The organism is Streptococcus sp. 2106, assembly GCF_013277315.1.
GTDB lineage: Bacteria > Bacillota > Bacilli > Lactobacillales > Streptococcaceae > Streptococcus > Streptococcus pseudopneumoniae.
This window is the reverse complement of record NZ_VMMS01000045.1, coordinates 1-23307: the sequence shown is the minus strand read 5'-3', so window position 1 is coordinate 23307 and position 23307 is coordinate 1. Positions and strand designations below refer to the sequence as shown.

Genomic DNA, 23307 nt, shown 5'->3' with positions numbered 1-23307 from the left:
TTTCAATCTACTATACTTTACTTTGTCAAAAATACTCTCAACCTTGATTCTCTCCTTAGATAGCGCATGGTTACAGGCTTTATCTTCAGCTGTTAGCGGCTTGAGTTTGCTGGATTTACGTGGAGTTTGTGCTTGAGGATATATCTTCATGATTCCTTGATAACCACTGTCAGCCAAGATTTTACCAGCTTGTCCGATATTTCTGCGACTCATTTTGAACAACTTCATATCATGACAATAGTTCACAGCGATCTCCAAAGAAACAATTCTCCCTTGACTTGTGACAATCGCTTGAGCCTTCATAGCGTGGCATTTCTTTTTACCAGAATCATTCGCTAATTGTTTTTTAAGGCGATTGATTTTTACTTCCGTCGCATCAATCATTACCGTATCCTCAGAACTGAGAGGAGTTCTTGAAATCGTAAAACCACTTTGAACAAGAGTTACTTCAACCCATTGATTCCGATGGGTTAAGTTGCTTTCGTGGATACCAAAATCAGCCACAATTTGTTCATAAGTGCGGTATTCTCGCACATATTGAAGAGTGGCCATAAGAAGGTCTTCTAGGCTTAATTTAGGTTTTTATCCATCTTTTGCGTGTTTAATTTTTAATACAGCTAACATCTCTTCAAAAGTCGTGCGCTGAACACCAACAAGACGATTAAATTGTGCATCAGTTAGTTGTTTACTTGCTTCATAATTCATAGAACTATTATACCATATTTTGTTTCGCAGGAAGTCTAATAATAATATTTATCTTTCCTATCGAACACTTTCTATTTCCCAACTTTTCCAACCTTTAAACCGTATAGCTCCTTGTTGGTCAGTTCGGTAAACTTTGCTATTGATACCTTCCAGTCGGGTCAAAGTTTCCTGATGGGGGAGTTTCGTTCGATTGTTCTTTCCAACTGAGATGAGAGTGATCTCTGGTTTGAGCTGTTCTAGAAAGGCTGAACTTGATGATTTTTTAGAGCCATGTTGGCTAGCTTTCAAAACATCCACCTCTAGGTCAGGATATTGCTTCAGCATGTCCTTCTCTCCTTTCTCCCCCAAATTTCCAGTAAAGAAAAAGTGCTTATCCAAGAATTTCCCATACAGAACCAGTGAATCTTCATGACCTCCATCTCCAATTTTCCTTGGAGATAGGACTTCTAGCTGACTTCCAAAAATGGGTAAGTTCTCTCCCACTGACACACTACGCACCTTGGTTTGAGTCGCCTGTAGTTCTGCCACAAATTCCTTCTGTTTTAGACTGCCTTTGGACACTAAAATTTCGCCTACATGGAAAGCCTTGGTCACCTCCAACAAATCTCCAACATGTTCCTTGTCCGTATTTGTCAAAATCATCTGGTCAATCTTGGCTACTCCTCGACTTTTTAGATAGGGAATTAAGGTTCGCTGAGCATTACTGGTCGTCGTCTTTTCTTGCCATTTTTCAATTTTCTTATCAGATTCTGCCTTACCACCGACATCTATGAGAATGGTTTTACCAGTTACATCCCGTAGGAAAAGACTTTCGCCTTGCCCCACATCCAGCATGGTAATTTCATTTTCCAGTGGATGCTTGATCAGGAAAAAGAGACCTGTAATCAATAAGCTCAATACCGTTAGCTTTTTAATGTTTTTTCTCAAATCATAGACTAAAGCCAAAGAAATTAATAGTAGTATCAACAGCCATGCATTGGGTTGTCCAAAGACCAGAGGTCTACTTGCCACCTGTGATACCAAGCGAATCATTCCCTCCAACCATTCAAAAATAAAATTCAGCTGAATAACTGGATAGAGAAAGGAAAGGGCAAATAAGATAGACAAGAGCGGTAAGAAGACCAAGTCAAATAGAAAGGAAAAGACAAAGGTCAAAAGAATGGACCAAGGTTGAAATTCCGCAAAATAGAAGGATAGAATGGGCAAGATGCCCAAAGAAATGACTAGACTTTCTCTGGCAACAGCCTTGAGTCTATCCTCTTCTTTGCCGGTCATGGTCAGGATAAAAGCATAAGCGCAGGACAAGACTCCTCCTGCTGTCAAGAAAAGGTTGGGCATGACAATAAAGAGAATGAGCACCGTTAAGGCAAAATTATCCAAGCCCTTAACACCATGTTGAGCCAGTAACTTTTGCAGGAGACTGCGAATGACCGAGGCTGAAAATCCTGTCAGCCCTGCGTAGATAAGGGAAAAGGGATAAATCAGCCATTTCAACTTTTCTTGGGTCAAGCCCAATCGAAAGAGAAGTTTCTTAAATCCATCCATGAAAAAGCCTACCTGCATACCCGACAAGGCAAAGAGGTGGATAATTCCTAGACTGGAATAAAGCTCATTCATCTCCTCAAAATCTGTGTCCAGATGCCCTAACAAGAGACCTGTCATGTAATTGCGCATAGGGTCTGGAAAATGTGTCTTAATCCAAACTACAGCCTTTCGGCGTACACTGGACAGGTTTTCACCTACATTCCAACTGCCAACCTTTTGAAGTGACTGGATTTTTTTAATATTGATAATCTGGTAAATTCCCTGAGTCTTCAGATAGGCTTGGTAGTCAAAGCCACCAAAATTTCTCTGCCCTTCTGGCTTCGAAAGTTTTCCTTCTAGTTCTATCTCATGAAGGTCTGTTAAGGCGTGAAATTGCTCTTTTTCATTCTGGGACTGAAGTTTATAATAGACTTGAAAAATGCGTCCATCAGACTTGCCACGAAAGGATAGACTATCACCATTGACCTTAATAGTGTCTGGTAAAATCCGTACCCTTTCAACAGAATCCGCCAAATTTTGACTCGCTCGACTCTGTTGCCAATTTTGAAACAGAAACCAGAAGCCAAAAACTCCACAAATCACTAGAATTTTGCCTGCTGATTTCCACGGAAATTGGATAAAGAGACAGACTAGCAGAAAAACAAAACCTAGCAGTGCGAGATAAGATGCTGAGAAAATGGCGTAGTAAATCCAGAGCAATAGAAAACTCAGGTAAATTAGGGGAATGGGGAAATTCTTAATCCAGTGTAACATAATCTTTTAGCTTTTCTATTGTTTTGCCACCAATGCCAGAGACTTTCTTGAGTTCATCAACCGACTTGAATTTCCCATTTGCCTCACGATGATCGATAATATCCTGAGCTCGTTTTCCTCCCAGCCCCTTGACCTGCTTGAGTTCTTCCAGACTGGCCTTGTTGAGATTGACCTTCTTTTCCTTGCTTGTTGAAGAAGCCGCTCCAGAACCTGCCTGTTGACTAGCTACTTCTTCGCCCTTAGTAGGAACGTAAACCAGAGCCTCGTCATTAACTTTCTGAGCTAGATTGAGCAACTTGCTATCTGCTTGCTCTGTCAAGCCACCAGCCTTCTGAACAGCGTCATTGACTCGACTACCTACTGGCAAGTCATAAATCCCTGGAGATTTGACAGCACCTTTGACATCTACTATGATTAGATCTTGTTCAAGGGGTTCTTCCTTCACTTCCTTTTCTGTCGATGAATCCTTGGAAACAGCTGCAACTTCTGCCTGCAAATTCCTTTCTTTGACAGGTGGGTGTGGAGCTGGTTTTAGCAGGAAAAATCCGCCGACAAGCAAGCCCAAAGCAGTACAGATGACAATGATTTTATACTCTTTGATTTTCTCGATAATTGCTTCCATATTTTCTCCTCTCTTAGATTATTCGTAAGAGAAAGAAAAAACAGTTGAAAATTTCTTCTCAACTGCTTATTTATTTGCAAAATAGTCTTCCTTGGTCAAGGCATAATGAACTCTTGTCACGATTCGGCCTTCTTCATGCTGGTCCATACAAGCATAAGCTTCTTCGTGGGAAAAACGCATGCCTGATTTCTCCATGACCTTTCCTGACGCGGGATTAGCCTTATCGTGTAAAGCAACTAACTTATTCATTCCTATCTTCTCAAAAGCTAGCTCAATTACGGCACGATTGGCTTCTGTCGTCAATCCTTGATTCCAATACTTTTTATTGATAATGTAGCCAATAGCTGCCTTCTTAAGAACAGGATCAATCTTGTGCAAGTCAATGGTTCCGATAAACTTGCCGTTATCTTTTAATTCAATCCCCCAGCGTCCCAAGGGATTAGCCAAGTAGAACTGAGCAATATTATTCTTGGTTTCTTCTACATTTTGATTGGTTGAAAAAGTGTAACGTGTATTATCCTTGTCCGAGGCATAGTCAAACATTGCTTCCGCATCATTCAAAGTTACAGGTCTAAGCAACAAACGCTCCGTTTCTATAGACGGATACTGGGCAAATTTCACAAATATTGATTCCATACGTTTCTTCCACTTGAAACCTTTCTAATCTAATATAAGGATATTGAATAAAACATTTAAAAAGCAAACTTATAGTAGATTGAAATAAGATATAAACAAATCAATCAGGAAAGTCAAATTAATTTCTAAAAATGTTTTAGCAGTCACAACGTACTATTCTAGCTTCAATCTACTATAGATTTAGTATTGAGATAACTTTAAGTACAAAAGAACTATCCTTCATATAGAGGTTGAGGATCTAATTCTTCACTCTCTTCTTTTTTAACCGGTTCTGGTTCATAAGCTCGGATAATCTGAGCGACAACTGGGTGGCGAACCACATCCTTGGCTGAAAAATGAACAAAGTCAATCTGGTGAATGTTCTTGAGTTTCTCTTGGGCATCAATCAAACCGGACTTGACATTGCGTGGCAGGTCAATCTGACTGATATCTCCATTGACAATCATCTTAGAATGAAAACCTAAACGAGTCAAAAACATCTTCATCTGCATAATGGTCGTATTTTGCGCCTCATCGAGAATGACAAAGGCATCATCCAAGGTCCGTCCACGCATATAGGCAAGGGGCGCAATCTCAATAATTTCACGCTCCATGAGTCGAGTTGTTTGGTCTTTCCCCAGAATCTGATACAAAGCATCATAAACAGGTCGAAGGTAAGGATCTACCTTCTCCTTAAGATCACCCGGAAGAAAACCTAGACTCTCTCCTGCTTCCACCGCTGGACGTGTCAAGATAATCCTCTTGACTTGCCCACGTTTAAGTGCAGTCACTGCTAAGGTCACTGCAAGAAAGGTCTTCCCTGTACCTGCTGGCCCAATTCCAAAGGTCACATCATGCTGTTTAACACTGTCCACATAAAGTTTTTGACCTAGTGTTTTGACACGGATAGGCTTCCCTGTATTATCCTTGATAATTTCTTCTTCATAAAGGGCGACAAATTTGTCGATTTCATCGTTTTTGACCATGCTAATCGCAGTCACTACATCTGGTGTGCCGACTGTCATTCCACGATTTACCAAAACCATCAAGGCTTGAATAACTTGTCTAGCTTCCTCACAAGCTGACTCCCCCCCCAAGACTTGTACAATCTCTGTACGAGCATGAATCACCACATCAAGCTCTTCTTCCATCAAACGAAGATGGCGCTCATTGGAACCAAAAAGATGAAACAGGTCATCTGGATGACTCAGTTGAATGTCTATTGAATGTTCCTTCAAATAAAGAACCTCTCTAATCCTTTTATTTCTTTTTATTATAGCAAAGGGATGGAGAAATTACTAGCCCAAACCCAATGAATCATGCTAGTGTTCTAAGTATTCTTGCCAGATAGCGTCAAAGTCTCCTAGGTTAAAAGAGAAACTGGCATGTTCTTCCAAAAAGCGACTCACCTCATCAAAATCATCTGTGTGTTTTGGAAAAGCTGATTCTTCAAAGGCTAGGTCTGCTAGGATAGCTTTGGGACTGTTACTTTTAGGATTGCGCTCGGTCATGAGCCAAGTGTAAAATGATTTTCTCATATGTCACCCTAGATCAATTCTGTCCCAAACTGGTCTTGCTTGATTTTACCAGCCTTCATAAGACCACCTAAAGCTTTCTTGAACTGACCTTTAGAAATGCCAAAGGTTGCCTTGATGTCATCTGGAGATGACTTATCATTCAAGGTCATGAAACCGCCATTGCTTTCCAAATAAGTCAAAATCATCTGGGCATCATTTTCCAACATTTCAAATGAACGTGGTTTGAGGGAGAGGTTCAGAGTGCGGTCCACTTCGCGGAAACCAATGACACGCGCATCTAAAACTTGCCCTAAACGTGGCTCTGCATAGCGCTCGCTAGGATGGATAAAACCAAGCATGTTATTTTCTGGCAGGTAAACAAAAGTTCCTGACAGCTTGAGGCGGTATACAATGGCTGGCCAGTTTTGGTTCTGCATGTTGTTGTAGGCAGGTCGAGCCAGACGTTGGAAGTCTTCTTGATAAGCCAAGAGTCCCCAGATACGATCTTTCTTGTCCACTTCAAGACGGATGTAGAGTTGATCACCCTTCTTAGGCCAGAGTTCCTTGAGCTCAGGGAGAATATCGAGTGACACAACGATTTCCTTGTCAGGAAGGCCTGTATCCACAAAGACACCCAAGTCTTTACGAACTTCTGTGACACGTCCCCAACCAAATTGGTCCTGAGTGGCAGTCACTTCTAGAGTTGTCAAGCGGAGTTTTTGCTTCATATCCGTGTAGGCAAAACCTTTAACCGTATCCCCTACTGTATGTTGACCTTCTTCCTTGGTAAGAGCATAGGTCTGGCCATCCTTTTGCACAAAGTAAAAACGGTCGTTTTCATCGATGATGAGTCCAACGATAAAACTTGCAAGATTTGTATTCATATTTCCTTCTTTCGAACAAAACTCAGCCAGCAATGCCAACTGAGTTTTTCTGTTTATTTTTAGACTTCCAAGAGTTCTTTCTCTTTGTTGGCAGTCATGTCGTCGATGTGTTTAACAGCATCATCTGTTACTTTTTGAATGTCTTTTTCAAGAGTCTTCAATTCGTCTTCAGTGATTTCTTTTGCTTTTTCTTGTTTCTTAGCTTCATCCATAGCGTCACGACGGATATTACGGACAGCCACTTTAGCATTCTCACCGACCTTCTTCACTTCTTTAGCAAGGTCACGACGAGTTTCTTCTGTAAGTGCAGGGATAACCAAACGAATAACAGAACCGTCGTTAGCTGGTGTGATACCAAGATCAGAAGCGTTCAAGGCACGTTCGATGTCTTTCAATGAAGACTTGTCAAATGGGGTTACCAACAAAACACGCGCTTCTGGAATCGTAATTGAAGCAATTTGGTTAAGAGGAGTTTCGACTCCATAGTATTCTACATGTACACGGTCAAGCAAGCTTGCATTGGCACGTCCAGCACGGATACCACCAAATTCACGAGCAAGTGATTGGTGAGACTGGGTCATTCTCTCTTTAGCTTTTTCAATAATTGCGTTAGCCATAATCTTTCTTATTCCTTTTCTTCGATATTATTTGAAACTGTTGTTCCGATATTTTCACCAAATACGACACGTTTGATGTTGCCTGGTTGGTTCATGTTGAAGACAACCAAGTCAATGTCGTTATCCATTGAGAGGGTTGAAGCTGTTGAGTCCATGATACGGAGACCTTTATTGATAACGTCACGGTGGGTCAATTCTTCAAACTTAACAGCTGTCTTGTCTTTCTTAGGATCGGCATTGTACACACCATCTACACCATTTTTAGCCATAAGAATGGCATCTGCTTCGATTTCAGCTGCACGAAGGGCCGCTGTTGTATCTGTTGAGAAGTATGGTGAACCAATTCCGGCACCAAAGATAACGATACGGCCTTTTTCAAGGTGACGAAGGGCACGTCCACGTACGTAAGGCTCTGCCACTTGTTGCATTGCAATGGCTGTTTGCACACGCGTATCAACCCCAACTTGTTGCAATGAATCTGCCATCACAAGAGCATTCATAACAGTCCCAAGCATTCCTGTGTAATCTGCCTGAACGCGGTCCATTCCTGCTTCTGCAGCAGGTTCACCACGCCAGAGATTTCCTCCACCAATAACAAGGGCAATTTCGATACCTAAGCTATGAACTTCTTGAATCTCTTTTGCGATTGTTTGAACTGTTTGGATATCAATCCCTACGCCACGTTCACCGGCAAGGGCTTCACCTGATAACTTGATTAAAATACGTTTATACTTGGGATTCGCCATTTTCACTCTCCTTCTTTTATCCTACCTATTCTATCACAATTTCTAAGATTTTTATAGTATCATGAGCAATTTTTTGAAAAAAATTAGACAGTTAAAAATTCCTCTAAGTCAGAAAGAGCACGCTCTGCAATTTTTTCATAACGAGCCTTCTTATCACGGATACGCTCGCCTTCCAACTCCTTGATAATTCCGAAATTGACATTCATTGGTTGGAAATGTTTGCTGTCGGCATGGGTGATGTAATGAGCTAAGCTTCCAATCGCTGTTGTTTCTGGGAAAATTGCCTCGCTTTCTCCCTTGAAGAGACGGGCCGCGTTAATTCCCGCAACCAAGCCTGAAGCTGCGGACTCAACATAACCTTCCACACCCGTCATCTGACCAGCAAAGAAGAGGTTTGATTGTTTCTTAGAACGGTAAGTCTGTTCAAGGAGATTTGGTGAATCCATGTAAGAATTGCGGTGCATAACACCATAACGAACAAACTCCGCATTTTCAAGACCTGGAATCATTTGGAAGACACGCTTTTGTTCTCCCCATTTGAGGTGGGTCTGGAAACCAACGATATTATAGAGGCTACCAGCAGCATTATCCTGACGAAGTTGCACAACCGCATAAGGTGTTTTAAATTCTCCATCACGAGGTCCTGTGTAGTCATCCGGATACTCAAGACCGACTGGCTTCATAGGGCCATAAAGCATAGTTTTAATGCCACGTTTGGCCATAACTTCGATTGGCATACATCCTTCAAAGTACTTTTCTTTTTCAAAAGAATTGAGCGGTGCTTCTTCCGCATTGACCAAGGCTTCATGGAAATCCATAAACTCTTGCTTGGTCATTGGAGCATTGAGATAGGCTGCTTCTCCCTTATCATAACGAGATTTGAGATAGACCTTACTCATATCGATAGTGTTGACATCGATAATAGGCGCTGCTGCATCATAGAAATAGAAGCCATCGCCATTATTAAGGGCATGAATCTTTTCAGCCAGGGCATCGCTAGTCAAGGGACCAGTCGCCACAACTGTAATAACATCTGTTGGCAATTCTGTAATTTCATCACGCACCACTTCAATCAAGGGGTGGTTGACCACTTTTTCGGTCACCATTTGAGAGAAACCATCACGATCCACCGCAAGGGCTCCACCGGCAGGAACACGTGTAGCCTCAGCAGATTCCAAGATAACAGAACCCAAGCGACGCATTTCTTCCTTGAGAAGACCAACTGCATTTGTCAAAGCATCCCCACGCAAAGAATTGGAACAAACCAACTCAGCAAAATTGTCTGTTTTGTGCTGAGGAGTCGACTTGACACCACGCATTTCATAAAGTTTAACTGGAATACCACGCTCTGCGATTTGGTAAGCTGCTTCAGAACCTGCCAAACCAGCACCGATAACATTGATATAAGATTGAGACACGACACTAATACCTCTTTGGGAGTGTGAAGTTAAGATTCACATTGAAAAAGCCAATCAGACTTACGAGCTTTCGAGTTTCTTGGCTCAGGCTGAAAAAGTCCATTGGACTTACTTCGCTCTCGAATTTCTTGGCTCAAGCTGAAAAAGTCCCCCGGACTTTCCTCGCTCTCGAATTTCTTGGCTCAAGCTGAAAAAGTCCCCCGGACTTTTTCACTCCCACAAATCTTTCTATTTTTTTCTTCTACTAGTATAACAAAAAAAGGGAAGAAGGCAAACTTCCCTGTTTATACTAAATGAAAATCAAAGAGCAAACTAGCCGCAGGTTGCTNNCTGACGAAGTCAGTAACCACACCTACGACAAGGCGACGTTGACACGGTTTGAAGAGATTTTCGAAGAGTATTAGTCATTTTCTTGATTTTCTTCCCAATCATGGTAGGCAGCGTAGAGCTGGCTTTTATTCCACTGGTAAATCTTAGCGACTTCCTTGATAGCTTGATTTTTCTTCATGCCTTGCTGGATACGGGCTTGGATTTCTAAGAACAAGTCCTCCTCGTCTTTTTCCTCCACATCCTGACTGGCACCTTCAACAATGAGAAGGCATTCTCCTTTAAGTGGCGTTTCAGCAATGCTTTCCAATAACTCAGAAATGGTACCGCGTTGGTATTCTTCATAGATTTTAGTCAATTCCCTGACCAAGACAACCGAGCGGTTACCGTAGACTTCTAACATATTTTCCAACGTATCTGCTACACGATGAGGCGATTCATAGAAAATCTGAGTTTCAGGATAATCTTTTTTCGAGTCGAAAAATTGCTTTTGCTGGCCTGATTTTCTCGGTAAAAAACCATAAAAGATATGTGGCTGTGGCGCTAAACCACTAGCGATCAAGGCAGAAATCCCTGCAGAGGCACCCGGAACTGTGACAACAGCAATATCTTCCTCAATGGCTGCCTTAACCAAATCATGTCCAGGGTCTGATATGCTAGGCAGACCCGCGTCGGATACCTGAGCAATACTTTGCCCTGCTTTCAAGAAACCAATCAAATCAGGAATTTTTTCCTTGGCATTGTGCTCATGAAAACTAATCTGCTTAGTAGAAATATCAAAATGCTTGAGCAATAGACCTGTATTGCGCGTGTCCTCAGCAGCAATCCAGTTCACCTCTTTCAAGGTCTGGATAGCTCGAAAGGTCATATCGTCTAGATTGCCAATCGGCGTTGCCACTAGATACAGCTTGCCATAAGGAGACTGCCCCTTAAAACTTTTTTGAATCTGCATGCCTACTCCCTGTACAACAACTCGTCACAGAACATACATTCCTCGTCCTGCTCTCGACGTTGTCCATAAAAATCATTACATACGTGAAAACCATCTTTATAAATGCGACGGACACTTTCACGAACATGCTTAGCCTTGACAGGAGCGTCTGCCTCCACCTCACCCAAGCGTTCGCGTAACTTACTATTTTCCAAACGAAGAGCTGTATTTTCCTCTACCAGGCTCTTGAGATTTTTCTTGATGGCTTCCACATCGGCCAAGGTTACCAATAACTGTTGGGAAAAATCATCCAGCGCATCAAATAATTCTTTTTTGTCCATAAAACAGCCCTTTCCTTTCTTTATTATTCATTTTTGAGTTTATATTTCTTTCAAGACCAGATATTCCATGGCATTTTGAAAGCTGACATTAGCTTGCCACATTTTTCTAGCTTCTAGCAAATCTTGTAAAATCACTCTTACTCTTGCTTGTAGGATATCTTGTCCACAGAGAACTTCAAGAATCCGTAAAACCTGATCTTGTTTTTCCTTATCATCTGCCAAGCTAGCTAGTTTGGCAACTTGCAAATAACTTTCTTTTTTCTTAGCCACTAACCACGTCATCAGGCGTTCACTCTCATCCACCAAATTCCAAAAATTTGCCTGATTTGCCAGTTTTTCTGCTTCAGCTCTCGATTGACTAAACTGGGCTAAAAGAGTTGCTTTTTTCTTGACCAGACCTGCTTGTTCTAATTGATGGATGAGCTTTTCTTCTTGCTTTTTAAAGTGGAAAATCTGGGTTCGACTGCGGATGGTCGATAAAATCTTTTCCTCATCTCTGGTCAAGAAGAAAATATAAACCTCACTCTGGGGTTCTTCGATGACCTTGAGCAGAGAATTGGCTGCATTAGGATGCATTTTCTCAGCTTGCTCGATAATAAAGACCTGTTGCTGACTTTCAATCCCTGCTTGAGAAAACTGCCCCACCAATTCTCGAATACGTTCTGTCTTGATGACCTGATTGACTGGCTTAATCAAAGTGACATCGGGAAATTCTCCCTGTTCAATCAGCTTACAATTCCTGTATTTCTCACACGGCAAAACGCCTACCTTATCCGTGCAAAAGAGGCTCTTAGCCAAAAACTGCGCCATTTCTAAGCTTCCAAAGAAGCCTGAAAATAGATAGGCATGATTGAGCTGGTCTTGTTCTAGGATACGGACAAAGCGGTCAAACTGATCTGGCTGCCAAGCCTTTAGTTGATCTTGTTTCATCTTGTCAAGCCCATTCTGTCAAACAAGACAGCCTTGGTAGTTTCCACAACCTGCTCCAAAGGGAGACTCGCATCAATCTTGACAATGCGATTTCTTTCTTTGTCCAGAAGAGAAAGGTAGCCTTGACGGACTTTCTTGTGCAATTCCAACCCTTCCAAGTCCAGACGATTGACCTCGCGATTGCTATTAGCAGCAATGCGAGCCAGTCCTTCTTCCACCTCAATATCAAAATAGAGTGTCAAATCGGGTTTGAGGCCATCTGTCGCAAACTGGTTAAGCCAGTCAATGGCTTCAATGTCCAAACCACGACCAAATCCCTGATAGGCAACAGAACTATCAATAAAACGATCCATAATGACCAACTTACCAGCTTCAAGTGCTGGGAGAACTTTTTCCACCAAGTGCTGTCTGCGACTGGCGATATAGAGAAGAAGTTCTGTCTTCGCATCCATCTGAGTATGACTTGGATCCAAAATCACTTCCCGAATCTTCTCCCCAATCAAGACTCCGCCAGGTTCACGGGTCGTCAGCACCTCTACCCCTGTTTCCTCTAAAATTGGGAGCAGAGCCTCTAAAACACTGGTCTTTCCTGCTCCCTCTGGTCCCTCAAGAGAGACTAAAAATCCTTTTGACATGTCTAACTCATTTCTTTTTTACTACTTCTATTCTATCAAAAAAATAGGGGTTTGTGACAATCTTTTTGTTTTCTCATTTCAACAACCATAAAAGAGGCAGATAAAGCCACCTCTTATTTACCAAGTTTTTTAGTTCGTTTGTAGGCTTTAGTGACTGCCTCCATGACCGTTCCTCGAAAAGCATTCGCTTCTAGGCTCGCTACACCAGCGATAGTCGAACCGCCTGGGCTACAAACTTGGTCTTTCAAGACCCCAGGATGTTCTTGGCTTTCTAGGACCAATTGCCCAGCTCCTACCACAGTTTGGGCTGCCATTTTCAGTGCTATTTCTCGTGGCAATCCTGTCTGAACACCCGCATCTGCCAAGGCCTCAATAAAGAGATAGACAAAGGCTGGTCCACAACCTGCAAGACCTGTCGCCGCGTCGATTAATCCTTCTCCTAGTTCAACCAAGAGACCAGCCTTAGTTAAAAGCTGACAAAATAGCTCACTGTCCTCAGCCCTGCAATTAGAAGACAAGGCATAACTAATCACTCCTTGTCCGATAGAAGCAGAGGTATTGGGCATCATACGAATAATTCTGTGCTGACTTGGAAGAAGACTAGCGAGTTTTCCCAAGGTCAATCCAGCTGCCATCGAAATCAAAAGAAGACTCTCTCGTTTTTCAAGGATAGTCTGGTATTGAGAAAGCAAGTCTGAGAACTGAGCAGGCTTCACTCCTAGAAAAATCACATCTGCTTCTGCAAACATTTCTTCATTGCTGGAAGCCTGACCACCAAAGTCTGCAATGAAAGCATCTACCTTAGCTTGACTACGATTGGCAAGGAGAATCTCATCTGACGTCCTAGTCTGCAAGACAGATTTTGCCAAGCTAGCACCCATATTCCCCAAACCGATAAATCCAATCTTCATCTCTTACTCCCTTATCTGTCCATCACCAGTAACCACATACTTGTAGCTAGTCAACTCTTTCAAGCCCATGGGACCACGCGCGTGCAATTTCTGAGTAGAAATTCCCATCTCACATCCAAGACCAAATTGTCCTCCATCTGTGAAACGAGTTGAGGCATTAACATACACCGCTGCAGAGTCCACTTGATCTGTAAAGTAAGCTGCAGCTTCAGCATTTTCCGTTACAATGGCATCCGAATGATGGGTACTATGGGCTTCAATATGGGCAACCGCTTCTTCTAAACTGCTCACAACCTTAACAGCTAAGACATAGTCTAAAAACTCGGTGTCAAAGTCTTGTGCCTCAGCTGCTTGACCTGAAAGAAACTGACTGGCTTTCTCATCCAAGCGGAATTGAATTGGTTCCAACCCAGCTTCTTTACGCTCTGCAACTAGAACTTGCTCCAAGCGAGGAAGGAAGCTTGCTGCCTTGTCTTCATGAACAAGTAGAACCTCCACGGCATTGCAGACAGAAGGACGACTGGTTTTGGCATTGTTGATGATAGACAGAGCCTTGCCTTCATCCGCATCCTTATCGACATAAACATGGACAATCCCAGTTCCGGTCTCGATAACAGGTACGATAGCATTCTCAACCACTGCATTGATCAAGCCAGCTCCTCCACGAGGAATGAGAAGGTCTAGATAGCCCTTGGCCTTCATCATAGCATAACTACTTTCACGGCTGGTATCTTCCACCAGTTGAATCACATCTGGATGAATAGTAGTCGTCTCCAAGCCCTTCTTCAAGACTGTGACAATAGCATGAGCTGTTTGATAGGCATCCTTACCACTACGAAGAACAACCGCATTTCCACTCTTGAGAGCCAGAGCAGCTGCGTCAGACGTCACATTTGGACGGCTTTCATAGATAATACCGATAACGCCCATAGCCACACGTTTTTTGGTGATAACTAAGCCATTTTCAAGATGATTGGTTTCTAAAACTTCACCGATTGGATCTGGTAAAGCAACCACTTCACGAATCCCTCTTGCCATCGCTTCTATACGTCCTGCATCCAAATAAAGACGATCCAGCATCACATCTGAGATTTTACCTTTAGCCGCTTCCATATCGAGGGCATTGGCTGCTAAAATTTCCTCAGTAGCTGCTAATAAGTAATCAGCCATGGCTAGCAAGGCTTGGTTTTTTACCTCTTCACTAGCTGTATTGATTGATTTTTTAACAGCCTGTACCTGTTCAAATTGTTCTTGTCTACTTACCATAGTTTACCTCTAAAATTCTGTAAAGAGTAGTTGGATTTCAGGAGTAATGGAAATCCAGTCATCACGGTGAATCAAGACACCCTTGGCTTTTTGAGAACGCAACATATCCTCCAAAGCAGATGCACCAAATTGCACACGCCCTTTTCCAAGTGATTTTCCACTTTCCTTGTCAAATACTGTCACGATATCACCGTAAGAAAAGGCGCCTTCTGCTTCAACGATACCAGATAAGAGAAGACTCTTTCCATGTTGAGAGAGAGCTTCCGCAGCCCCTTTATCAACCCAAATAGAACCTTGACTCTGAGCATAAAAGGCCAGCCATTGTTTCTGGGTACGAAGCCCCTTCTCTTGCGCAACAAAGTAGGAACCATCCTTGGTCTCCTCAGCCGCTTCAATCATGGCATCTGACTTCAAGGATGAGCAGATATAAACAGGAACACCCGATTCTGTCGCAATAGTTGCAGCTTTGATTTTGGTTAACATGCCCCCAGTTCCGTTTGACGAACCAGCTCCACCGGCCATATCGATAATCTCACGATTGATAGTCTCGATTTGCTCCAAACGTTTGGCTCTTGGATCTGAATTAGGATTTCCTGTATAGAGACCATCTACGTCTGTCAAGAGGATCAAAAGGTCTGCTTGGACCATGGCCGCCACCTGTGCACTCAGAGTATCATTGTCCCCAACCTTGAGCTCATCAATAACAACACTATCATTCTCATTGATGATAGGAATCGCCCCACGGCTAAGTAAAACCGACAAAGCCTGATGGGCATTTTTATAACGACGCTTATCTACAAAGTCATCCTGGGTTAGCAAGATTTGTGCAGAAACGATTTGGCGCAAGAGAAGATTGGTCGTGTATTCTTCCAACAAAAGCCCTTGTCCTACCGCTGCTGAAGCCTGTTTATCAGCAATTTTAGTCGGACGCTTTTTAAATCCTAAGGCTCCAAAACCAGCCGCAATGGCACCTGAAGACACCAAAATCAACTCATGACCAGCCTCGTGCAGCATAGCCAACTGCTGGGTAATATCCTTTACCTTACTACGTGATAAACTTCCATCCTCATTTGTCAGAGAAGAAGTACCCACCTTAAAGACAATCCGTTTGTATTTCATAGTCTCACTCCGATTATTCATATTTATCCATTATAACATGAATAACAGGAAATAGAAAAGAGTTGATAGGAAAAAGAAGGCCCTAAAACCTTCTTTTCTACTACTGTTCTGATTCCGATTTGTTTACACTCGTTTCAGAGCTTTGTGAAGTTGAGGATGTCAAATCTTGACTAGTTGAAGAATTTGTAACACTTTCATGTTGACTCGTTTCTTTATTTTCAAGATCCTTTTTCACTACTTCTTTGGATTCTGTTATTTCTGAATGACTTGTAGTTTTAATTGTAGCAGATTTCTCGATCGGAACATCCACTAACCAGGCACCACTTGAATCCACAGTATAGCCTTCTGGTGTCTTACCATTCACAAGTAATTGACCATTTTCTTTCAAGAAGTACCATTTATCCTTGTCTTTAATCCAACCTATAGCTCGTGAACCATCTGTCTTGTAGAAATACCAATCATTTGCCTTTTTAAGCCAGCCTTGCTTCATAGCTCCTGATTCTTCTAGATAGTAATGATGTCCAGCAACTTCTATCTCACCTGTCTTCATGATACCAGTAGAATCCATATAGTACCAGGCTTCTTTATCTTTTACCCAGCCCGTTTTCATTTCCCCTGATGGAGCAAAGTAATACCATTGCCCCTTATATTGAAGCCAACCTGTCTTCATAGAGCCATCAACATCCAAATAATACCACTGCTCTTTATCTTGAATCCAACCAATTTCCATCTGGTTTTCTTTGTTAAAATAATACCAGATTCCAGCGATTTTCTTCCAATTTTTAGCAGCAACACCAGAGTTTGTCAAATAGAACCAACGATTGTTCCATTTTTTCCATTGATTCTGTAATAAGATACCCGTTTGGTTAAAGTAATACCATTCACCCTTAATTTCATTCCAACCGACAGCATATTCTCCTGTAGAATCAGGCGCTTGATACCACCAGTTTCCATATGAACTCTTATGCCAACCAGCTTGAAAACTTGGAATAGGCTTGTAGGAAGTTGAAATGTTTACTAAACCGTCTTGTCGAATATCAAAAACTGTTGCATCATAGTCTTTGCTGGCTGCGTTGATTCTCTCAATTCCTCGTTCTTTGAGCCAATTAACATACTCACTATCAACACCATTTTTCCAAGGTAGACTATCCGAAGTTTGAACAATCAAACTCGGACTCAAATTTTTAATAAAATCCTTGGTATTTGATTTGTTGGTATCATGGTGATGATTAAACTTCATCAAATCAACTTTTCCAATGAGAGGTCCATACTTATCTTCCGCTCCATGCACATTATCTAAGTCGCCCCCAAGGTAAATTTTCTTACCATTGACTTTTACTACGCTAATCAAGGAATTGGAATTATCATCCCAAATTTTCTTTAATTCACCTGATGAATCTGTTTCATTTTCATAATTATATAGTTGAATATCCATGTCTCCAAACTGAAAATGAGCATCTCCTTGTGTGATATTTTGAATAACTGAAACACCTTTTTCAGCAGCAGTCTTTAAAACCTTATCATAGCCATACAGATTATCCCAAAGACGTTCAGGCTTAGTAATACGATTATCACTATATTTCTTAAGATAGACTCGGTCAACTGGATAGGTAGACAGTAATTCATCAACATTTCCAATATGGTCACTGTGGGTATGGGTTACCAAAATAAAATCAAGTTTTTGGACACCCAATTCCTTCAAACGACGAAAGACACGGTCTGTTAGAACATGCTTATAAGTTGTATTGATACCCTGTCTCCATGGATAACGAGAATCACTTCCATCTGGGAAATCATAATCTTCTCCTGTATCCACCATGGCAAAATGTCCATTGCTTTCAAGAATAATCGCATCACTGCCACCTTCATGAACATTTATAAAGTGGATTTTATTTCCTGAACTTTCTTGAGCTTGAACATTTCCATACCATGACAAGCCTAAAAAAGCGCCTGCAAGTGCTAAACTAATCAATTTCTTTTTCATTATTACTTCCTCAATCTCTCCAATGTTTCCTTAAAAATTGCTGGGATATCTGCTGTAAATTCTAAGGTCTCACCTGTTCTCGGATGAGTAAAACCTAGAGTCTTGGCATGAAGAAATTGTCCATGCCCCTTAAGTGTCTTACGAGGACCATAGACTTCATCACCAGCGACTGGATGACCAATATAAGCCATATGGACACGAATCTGATGAGTGCGACCTGTCTCCAGCTGCAACTCCACTAAGCTATAATCACCAAAGCGTTCTAAGACGTGGAAACGAGTCACTGCAGGCTTCCCTTTAGCAGTCACAGCCTGTTTCTTACGGTCTTTTTCACTACGACCAATCGGCGCTTCAATCACACCACGATCATTTGGTAGATTTCCATGAACAATCGCCCAATATTTGCGGAGAGACTTTTTATCCTTGAGTTCTTGAGCAAGTGCTAGATGCGCCTCATCATTTTTAGCAATCATAAGAAGACCTGACGTATCCTTATCAATACGGTGAACAATTCCCGGACGCAAAACCCCATTGATACCAGACAAGTCCTTAATATGATACATAAGGGCATTTACTAGGGTTCCACTAGTATGACCAGCACTCGGATGCACAACCATCCCCTGAGGTTTGTTAACGACGGCCACGTCCTCATCTTGGTAGATGGTTTCTAGCGGAAGATTCTCAGCCACATACTCTAAAACCTCTGGTTCTGGCACATGGTAAGTGACGACATCGCCCTCTTGGACTGTGTATTTAGCTTTCTTGACTTGACCATTGACCAAGACCTGGCCTGATTTGATTTGTTCATTCGCGAGACTGCGTGATAATTCTGTCAAATCCGACAAAGCCTTATCTAGACGCAGGCCACCAGTTTCAATTTTAATTTCCATTTATTTCCTCTTTTAGCATTGCAATCAATAAAATAATCACTCCAACAGTCAGATAGCTATCCGCCACATTGAAAATTGCAAAATTGATAAAGTCAAGGTGAAACATATCCACAACAAAGCCCTGACTCACCCTGTCAATAAAGTTTCCAAGACCACCTGCGATAATCAAGGTCAAACCCAAGACCATCCAGAGTGAGTCCTCCATGTGTTTATGTAGATACCAAATGGCACCTACCACGACAACCAGAGTAATGACAGCGAATAACAACTGCTGATCTTGTAAGATAGAAAAGGCTGCCCCTCGATTTTGCAGGTAGGTCAAGCTGATGAAATTGGGGATCCAAGAGCGCACTTCACCCAGTGGAATCTGCCAGACGATATAGGATTTGACTAACTGATCTAGCGCAATCAAAAGCAGTACAACGACTGCCACTATTCCTCTTTTTTTCATGATTTCCTCTTCTGATCAAAATATTCTTGCATGACTTCTACGAAAAGAGTTCCAGCCTGACTAAGCTCCACTTCCTCACGTTTAACATAGACCATGCGATTATCTAGGTTATCCTTGAGACGAATAACTGTAATGCCATTAACACTATCACTATCTAAAAATCCAGAACCAGTCGCATAAGCATCCGTCCTCTCCAAAATACCATTCAAGGTAGCACGGTCTGTCACATTAAACATCTGTGAGCTCGCACTAGTATCAACAAAGTTCTCTGAATAATAAAGGTACTCGTCTTTCTCTTGAGTAAAACGAACTGTCGGTAGATCCGCTAAATCCTCCATGACCAATTCCTCTTTCTGAGCTAAAGGATGCCCCTCACGGAGATAAATATGGGTATGGAAGGGAATTAGTTCAATAACCTCTAGGCCTAACTTTTCAACCCGTTGCATAATCCCTTTTTTATTTTGATTATTGAGGTAGATAATCCCAATCTCACTGTGACCTTGCGCTACTTCGTCTAAAATTTGAACAGTAGTTGATTCAAAAATACGGAAGTTCTTATAATCAGGATAGCGCTCTGAAAAGGCCGTAATGGTTGGTGGCAAGAAGTCATAGTGCTGACTGGCAATGGAAAATTCATCCTTTTCTTCCTCAGGATGGGCATACTGATTTTGAAAAATATCAAATCCTTTAACCAATTCTTGCGCTTTTTCATAGAATTCCATACCACGACGAGTCAAGAAAGTCCCTGAGCTGGTCCGACGGAAAATCTTAAAACCCAATTCTTTTTCCAAATCACGAACAGAAATAGACAGACTCGGCTGACTAACATACATCTTTTCAGCAGCTTCACGAAAAGTACCGCTATTGGCAATGGCCACAACATAGCGTAATTGTTGAATGTTCATCTTCTACCTCCAACTTCTTTATCTTTTCATTATACCATATTTTAGAAGTTTTCCAAAAAGGAAAAAAGAACATCCTATTCTTCTTAACCTTCTTAACTATCTTCACTATCTGCCTTTCTCAAGCCAACCTTATTTTCAAAATCAATTCAAAAAATAACTGGATACACACCACTCCAATATCGAAAAGAAAAACGTTGACTATTTGTGAAAAAAGAAAATGCCGGAAAGTTCCGACATTGTTTTAGTAAGCTAACTTCCTGAAAATAGGAGTAACCATACATTCCAGAAGGCAGTGATATTGATGAGAATATGAACTAGTATTGGATAGTAGAGATTTTTTGTCATGCGATACAGTAGAGCTAAAATGAGACCTCCACTAGCATAAATGAAAAAAGCAAGAGGAGTTAAAGCAAAATTGATATGAATATAACCGAAAATAATAGCAGAAAGCAAGACATCTCCGTACCAAGGCGAGTTTTTGAAAAAGGTTGTCATAAGCACACCGCGATAAATCAATTCCTCAGCAATAGGGCCGATGAAGCAAGCCATGAGCAAGAAATAGGGTAATTCCTGTCTCCCTATCATTTCTATCGTTTCATTCAAAGAAATTTGATTTGAAGACGAGGGTATGAAATAAGACAAGAGGACGTCAGACATATACAAAATGATGTAACCCAGTAAAAGGTAGATAAAGTGCCTCAGCTGCCATTTGAAATGAAAAGTCTTCTTTCCTGCAAAAACTAGTAGATAGATGACCGCTAATAAAAGACCTCCACTCTCCATCCAAAGCAGAATCTGAAAAAATTCACGACTTGCTGGTAGATAGGGCTTTGCGAGGTGATTGAAAATTCCCCAAAACCAAGTTGATTTGTAAAAAATTAAGGATAATGCTAGTAAAATCTGAATAATCCGTTTTTTCATATTAAATCCTCTGTTTTCTCCATATTCCTAATAAATTTTACTTAAAATCTCGCAGGACTTCCTTTGCAAAGATGATTGCCTCCTCCAATATATCCTAAATCATAGGTTCCTCTAGGACAAAATCCATGAACCGGCATAGTTAATACCGGCTCTATTTGCCAAGGAAAATAACCATTAGGTTCTTTTCCATAGGGATCTGCTCCACCTTGTATCAGCTCTAATTCTTCATTTGTTAGATTTATATTTTTTGTCATTAAAATCATGATATATTTCCTCCGTTATTGTTTAGATTAGTTGAGTAATCTGATACTCATACCTACTTACAAAAAACTATTATATTAAGTTGGTTTTTTAATTTGTCTAGTTGCAACGTTGACAAGTTTAGTATAACATATCTTGGCCAAATATCCTCTTCAAATCATGAATTGTCATCAAAACGTCCTAAACTGCAAAATCAATTAGCTCCTGTCCCTTTGACCGTCATCTTCTCCAAAATATGTTATAATAATACCAAAAGATAAAGAAGGAAGACCTATGATTAAACTACTAGCCTTGGATATGGACGGAACCCTCCTCGATGAAGCCAAGGAAATTCCACAAGCTCACATTACTGCTATTCACCAAGCTATTGAAAAAGGTGTCAAATTGGTTCTTTGTACGGGTCGCCCGCTTTTCGGTGTCCTCCCCTACTACAAAAAACTGGGGCTTGGCCTCCAGAATGAGTATGTGATTGTTAACAATGGTTGCTCAACTCACCAGACAAGTGACTGGGGACTAGTTGACTGGCAAGAACTTAGTCCAGCAGACATCGAATACCTCTATGATCTAGCTGAAAAAAGTGATGTTCAGTTGACTCTTTTTGATGAGAAACATTATTTCGTCCTCGGTGGCAAGCCTAATCAAGTCATCCAGAATGATGCCGACCTAGTCTTTTCAGACTTGACTGAAATTTCCCTTGAGGAAGCGACTAGTGGTAAATATCGTATGTTCCAAGGCATGTTTTTGGGCAACGAAGAACAAACAGACGATTTTGAGCAGCGTTTTGCTGAGGAACTCTGCCAACGATTCAGTGGAGTTCGTTCGCAGTCTGTCATTTATGAAGCAATGCCGCTTGGAACGACAAAGGCTACTGCTCTTTCACGACTAGCTGAGATTTTGAAGATTGATTCCTCAGAGATTATGGCCATGGGCGATGCTAATAACGATATCGAAATGCTCCAATTTGCAGGGCTTGGGATTGCAATGGGAAATGCCAGCGATTATGTCAAATCTCTTGCGGATGCCGTTACCTCAAGCAACGAAGAAGACGGCGTTGCGCGTGCTATTGAGAAATATATTCTATAAAAAAGAAAAGCAAATAGACAGAAGTTACTGCTATTTGCTTTTTTGCTAATATTTTAATACTCATCTACTTTCAAAAAGCATTCTAGTCCATCTCCGATTAACGATGGACGTTATCACCTCCTTCTCCAGTCCTTGTATAACATCTTGAAGTTGATTCATGACATCTTCCAAAGTTCGAAAGGCTTTATTCTTAAATCCACGTTTACGAATCTCTTTCCACACTTGTTCAATGGGGTTCATCTCTGGTGTGTATGGAGGAATAAATGCAAAGCCAATATTAGTCGGAATCTTTAAGGTACTTGATTTATGCCATATGGCATTGTCCATAACGAGTAAAAGATAATCATCTGGATAAGCTTGTGAAAGCTCTTCTAAAAAGGCGTTCATCCACTCAGTATGACATCCACCAGCGATTAAGAAAAATGATTCGCCTGTATGGGCATCAACAGCTCCATAACAATAGCAAAATTCTCGTATATAGTGACTATGGACATGTGGACCTACTCCCATTGGAGCCCAACAAGATCCCAGTTTACTGATTCTACCGAAACCAGCCTCATCTTGGTACATCAAGCGAACCTTACGAAAATGCCTACTGGTTTTAAAGCGCTTTCTTGTCTTCTTGAATTGAGATTTTATTTTTAGACGCGACAATGGTTTGAACGTCTGCTTTCTTGGGATGTTCTGGACGTGGCCTAATATTTCGCCAACCATGGCGCTTCAAGAGTTGATAAAAGGCATCACGTGTGTAGGAAGGACCTAACTCCTTTTTATAAGCCTGAAATAAGGCATCAATTGTAACAAATTCTCCTGCCTCTGCAGCCTTCAAATGACGGGCAAGAAAGGCTTTCTCTTCCTCAATTGTCATATATGCATGGTTACGACCACCACGTATTTCTTGAAGGAGAGAGTCGAGTCCGAACTCCTCAT

At 41.4% G+C, this 23307-nt stretch carries 23 protein-coding genes and 3 pseudogenes; 2 read left to right on the top strand and 24 right to left on the bottom strand.

All coding sequences use genetic code 11. The features are described from left to right. The 21 genes and pseudogenes from HT723_RS05610 to HT723_RS05510 form a co-directional block, all read right to left on the bottom strand. Nucleotides 1-705: pseudogene (locus HT723_RS05610) on the bottom strand (transposase family protein); the annotation flags it as partial. 57 nt (nucleotides 706-762) lie between these two features. Further along, nucleotides 763-3003: a DNA internalization-related competence protein ComEC/Rec2 gene (locus tag HT723_RS05605; RefSeq protein WP_172934812.1), complete on the bottom strand. Its 2241-nt coding sequence runs from the start codon at nucleotides 3001-3003 to the stop codon at nucleotides 763-765. After that, nucleotides 2987-3625: a helix-hairpin-helix domain-containing protein gene (locus HT723_RS05600; RefSeq protein WP_050261926.1), complete on the bottom strand. Its 639-nt coding sequence runs from the start codon at nucleotides 3623-3625 to the stop codon at nucleotides 2987-2989. Before HT723_RS05600 ends, HT723_RS05605 begins: the two co-directional genes overlap by 17 nt. A gap of 66 nt (nucleotides 3626-3691) precedes the next feature. Then, nucleotides 3692-4261 carry a GNAT family N-acetyltransferase gene (locus tag HT723_RS05595; protein ID WP_050261925.1) on the bottom strand — a complete coding sequence of 190 codons (570 nt, stop codon included), beginning with the start codon at nucleotides 4259-4261 and terminating at the stop codon, nucleotides 3692-3694. A gap of 212 nt (nucleotides 4262-4473) precedes the next feature. After that, nucleotides 4474-5478, bottom strand: coding sequence for a PhoH family protein (locus HT723_RS05590; protein ID WP_023936948.1), 1005 nt, complete (start codon nucleotides 5476-5478; stop codon nucleotides 4474-4476). Between the two features lie 84 nt (nucleotides 5479-5562). Continuing rightward, nucleotides 5563-5778, bottom strand: coding sequence for a YozE family protein (locus HT723_RS05585; RefSeq protein WP_001232084.1), 216 nt, complete (start codon nucleotides 5776-5778; stop codon nucleotides 5563-5565). Nucleotides 5779-5786: 8 nt separating this feature from the next. Further along, entirely contained in the window at nucleotides 5787-6641 is an 855-nt protein-coding gene (cvfB, locus tag HT723_RS05580; protein WP_023941393.1) for an RNA-binding virulence regulatory protein CvfB, read from the bottom strand. 59 nt (nucleotides 6642-6700) lie between these two features. After that, nucleotides 6701-7258, bottom strand: a complete 558-nt coding sequence (gene frr, locus HT723_RS05575) for a ribosome recycling factor (protein ID WP_001262225.1) — start codon at nucleotides 7256-7258, stop codon at nucleotides 6701-6703. An 8-nt stretch (nucleotides 7259-7266) separates the two neighbouring features. Beyond that, on the bottom strand, nucleotides 7267-8004 hold the full coding sequence (gene pyrH / locus HT723_RS05570; RefSeq protein ID WP_000002996.1) for a UMP kinase: 738 nt from the start codon (nucleotides 8002-8004) through the stop codon (nucleotides 7267-7269). 83 nt (nucleotides 8005-8087) lie between these two features. After that, nucleotides 8088-9422 (bottom strand): methylenetetrahydrofolate--tRNA-(uracil(54)-C(5))-methyltransferase (FADH(2)-oxidizing) TrmFO, encoded by a 1335-nt coding sequence (trmFO, locus tag HT723_RS05565; RefSeq protein ID WP_172934811.1) that lies wholly within the window; start codon nucleotides 9420-9422, stop codon nucleotides 8088-8090. Between the two features lie 400 nt (nucleotides 9423-9822). Next, nucleotides 9823-10701: a 16S rRNA (cytidine(1402)-2'-O)-methyltransferase gene (rsmI, locus tag HT723_RS05560; RefSeq protein ID WP_172934810.1), complete on the bottom strand. Its 879-nt coding sequence runs from the start codon at nucleotides 10699-10701 to the stop codon at nucleotides 9823-9825. Nucleotides 10702-10703: 2 nt separating this feature from the next. Then, nucleotides 10704-11021 carry a DNA replication initiation control protein YabA gene (yabA, locus tag HT723_RS05555; RefSeq protein ID WP_000358227.1) on the bottom strand — a complete coding sequence of 106 codons (318 nt, stop codon included), beginning with the start codon at nucleotides 11019-11021 and terminating at the stop codon, nucleotides 10704-10706. Between the two features lie 39 nt (nucleotides 11022-11060). Further along, nucleotides 11061-11951 carry a DNA polymerase III subunit delta' gene (locus HT723_RS05550; protein ID WP_172934809.1) on the bottom strand — a complete coding sequence of 297 codons (891 nt, stop codon included), beginning with the start codon at nucleotides 11949-11951 and terminating at the stop codon, nucleotides 11061-11063. Beyond that, nucleotides 11948-12586 carry a dTMP kinase gene (gene tmk / locus HT723_RS05545; protein WP_172934808.1) on the bottom strand — a complete coding sequence of 213 codons (639 nt, stop codon included), beginning with the start codon at nucleotides 12584-12586 and terminating at the stop codon, nucleotides 11948-11950. Before tmk ends, HT723_RS05550 begins: the two co-directional genes overlap by 4 nt. Before the next feature lie 113 nt (nucleotides 12587-12699). Further along, entirely contained in the window at nucleotides 12700-13497 is a 798-nt protein-coding gene (proC, locus tag HT723_RS05540) for a pyrroline-5-carboxylate reductase (RefSeq protein ID WP_172934807.1), read from the bottom strand. 3 nt (nucleotides 13498-13500) lie between these two features. Next, nucleotides 13501-14763 carry a glutamate-5-semialdehyde dehydrogenase gene (locus HT723_RS05535; RefSeq protein ID WP_172934806.1) on the bottom strand — a complete coding sequence of 421 codons (1263 nt, stop codon included), beginning with the start codon at nucleotides 14761-14763 and terminating at the stop codon, nucleotides 13501-13503. A gap of 9 nt (nucleotides 14764-14772) precedes the next feature. Further along, nucleotides 14773-15882, bottom strand: coding sequence for a glutamate 5-kinase (gene proB, locus HT723_RS05530; protein ID WP_220476039.1), 1110 nt, complete (start codon nucleotides 15880-15882; stop codon nucleotides 14773-14775). A 100-nt stretch (nucleotides 15883-15982) separates the two neighbouring features. Next, nucleotides 15983-17866, bottom strand: coding sequence for a phosphorylcholine esterase CbpE (cbpE, locus tag HT723_RS05525; protein ID WP_172934805.1), 1884 nt, complete (start codon nucleotides 17864-17866; stop codon nucleotides 15983-15985). Between the two features lie 2 nt (nucleotides 17867-17868). Then, complete coding sequence (locus HT723_RS05520; RefSeq protein WP_050975840.1) at nucleotides 17869-18756, bottom strand: RluA family pseudouridine synthase; 888 nt, start codon at nucleotides 18754-18756, stop codon at nucleotides 17869-17871. Next, the gene (gene lspA / locus HT723_RS05515; protein WP_172934804.1) at nucleotides 18746-19207 is read right to left on the bottom strand and encodes a signal peptidase II; all 462 of its coding nucleotides are present in this window, start codon (nucleotides 19205-19207) and stop codon (nucleotides 18746-18748) included. The genes HT723_RS05520 and lspA overlap by 11 nt, the downstream gene beginning before the upstream one ends. Beyond that, complete coding sequence (locus HT723_RS05510) at nucleotides 19204-20112, bottom strand: LysR family transcriptional regulator (RefSeq protein WP_172934803.1); 909 nt, start codon at nucleotides 20110-20112, stop codon at nucleotides 19204-19206. The genes lspA and HT723_RS05510 overlap by 4 nt, the downstream gene beginning before the upstream one ends. Between HT723_RS05510 and HT723_RS05505 the strand changes: the two are divergent. Beyond that, nucleotides 20105-20310 (top strand): annotated as a pseudogene (locus HT723_RS05505) (AraC family transcriptional regulator). The gene HT723_RS05510 and the pseudogene HT723_RS05505 overlap by 8 nt on opposite strands. A gap of 51 nt (nucleotides 20311-20361) precedes the next feature. On the opposite strand, the gene HT723_RS05500 reads toward HT723_RS05505, so the two are convergent. Together HT723_RS05500 and HT723_RS05495 are read right to left on the bottom strand one after the other, a co-directional pair. After that, on the bottom strand, nucleotides 20362-21033 hold the full coding sequence (locus tag HT723_RS05500; protein WP_000746011.1) for a CPBP family intramembrane glutamic endopeptidase: 672 nt from the start codon (nucleotides 21031-21033) through the stop codon (nucleotides 20362-20364). A gap of 41 nt (nucleotides 21034-21074) precedes the next feature. Beyond that, nucleotides 21075-21296 carry an SP_0924 family bacteriocin-like peptide gene (locus tag HT723_RS05495; protein ID WP_000602445.1) on the bottom strand — a complete coding sequence of 74 codons (222 nt, stop codon included), beginning with the start codon at nucleotides 21294-21296 and terminating at the stop codon, nucleotides 21075-21077. A 271-nt stretch (nucleotides 21297-21567) separates the two neighbouring features. Here HT723_RS05495 and HT723_RS05490 point away from each other — a divergent pair, with 271 nt between their 5' ends. Then, nucleotides 21568-22377, top strand: a complete 810-nt coding sequence (locus HT723_RS05490) for an HAD family hydrolase (RefSeq protein ID WP_172934802.1) — start codon at nucleotides 21568-21570, stop codon at nucleotides 22375-22377. A 60-nt stretch (nucleotides 22378-22437) separates the two neighbouring features. Here the strand turns inward: HT723_RS05490 and HT723_RS05485 are convergent. Next, a pseudogene (locus tag HT723_RS05485) lies at nucleotides 22438-23307 on the bottom strand (IS630 family transposase); the annotation flags it as partial.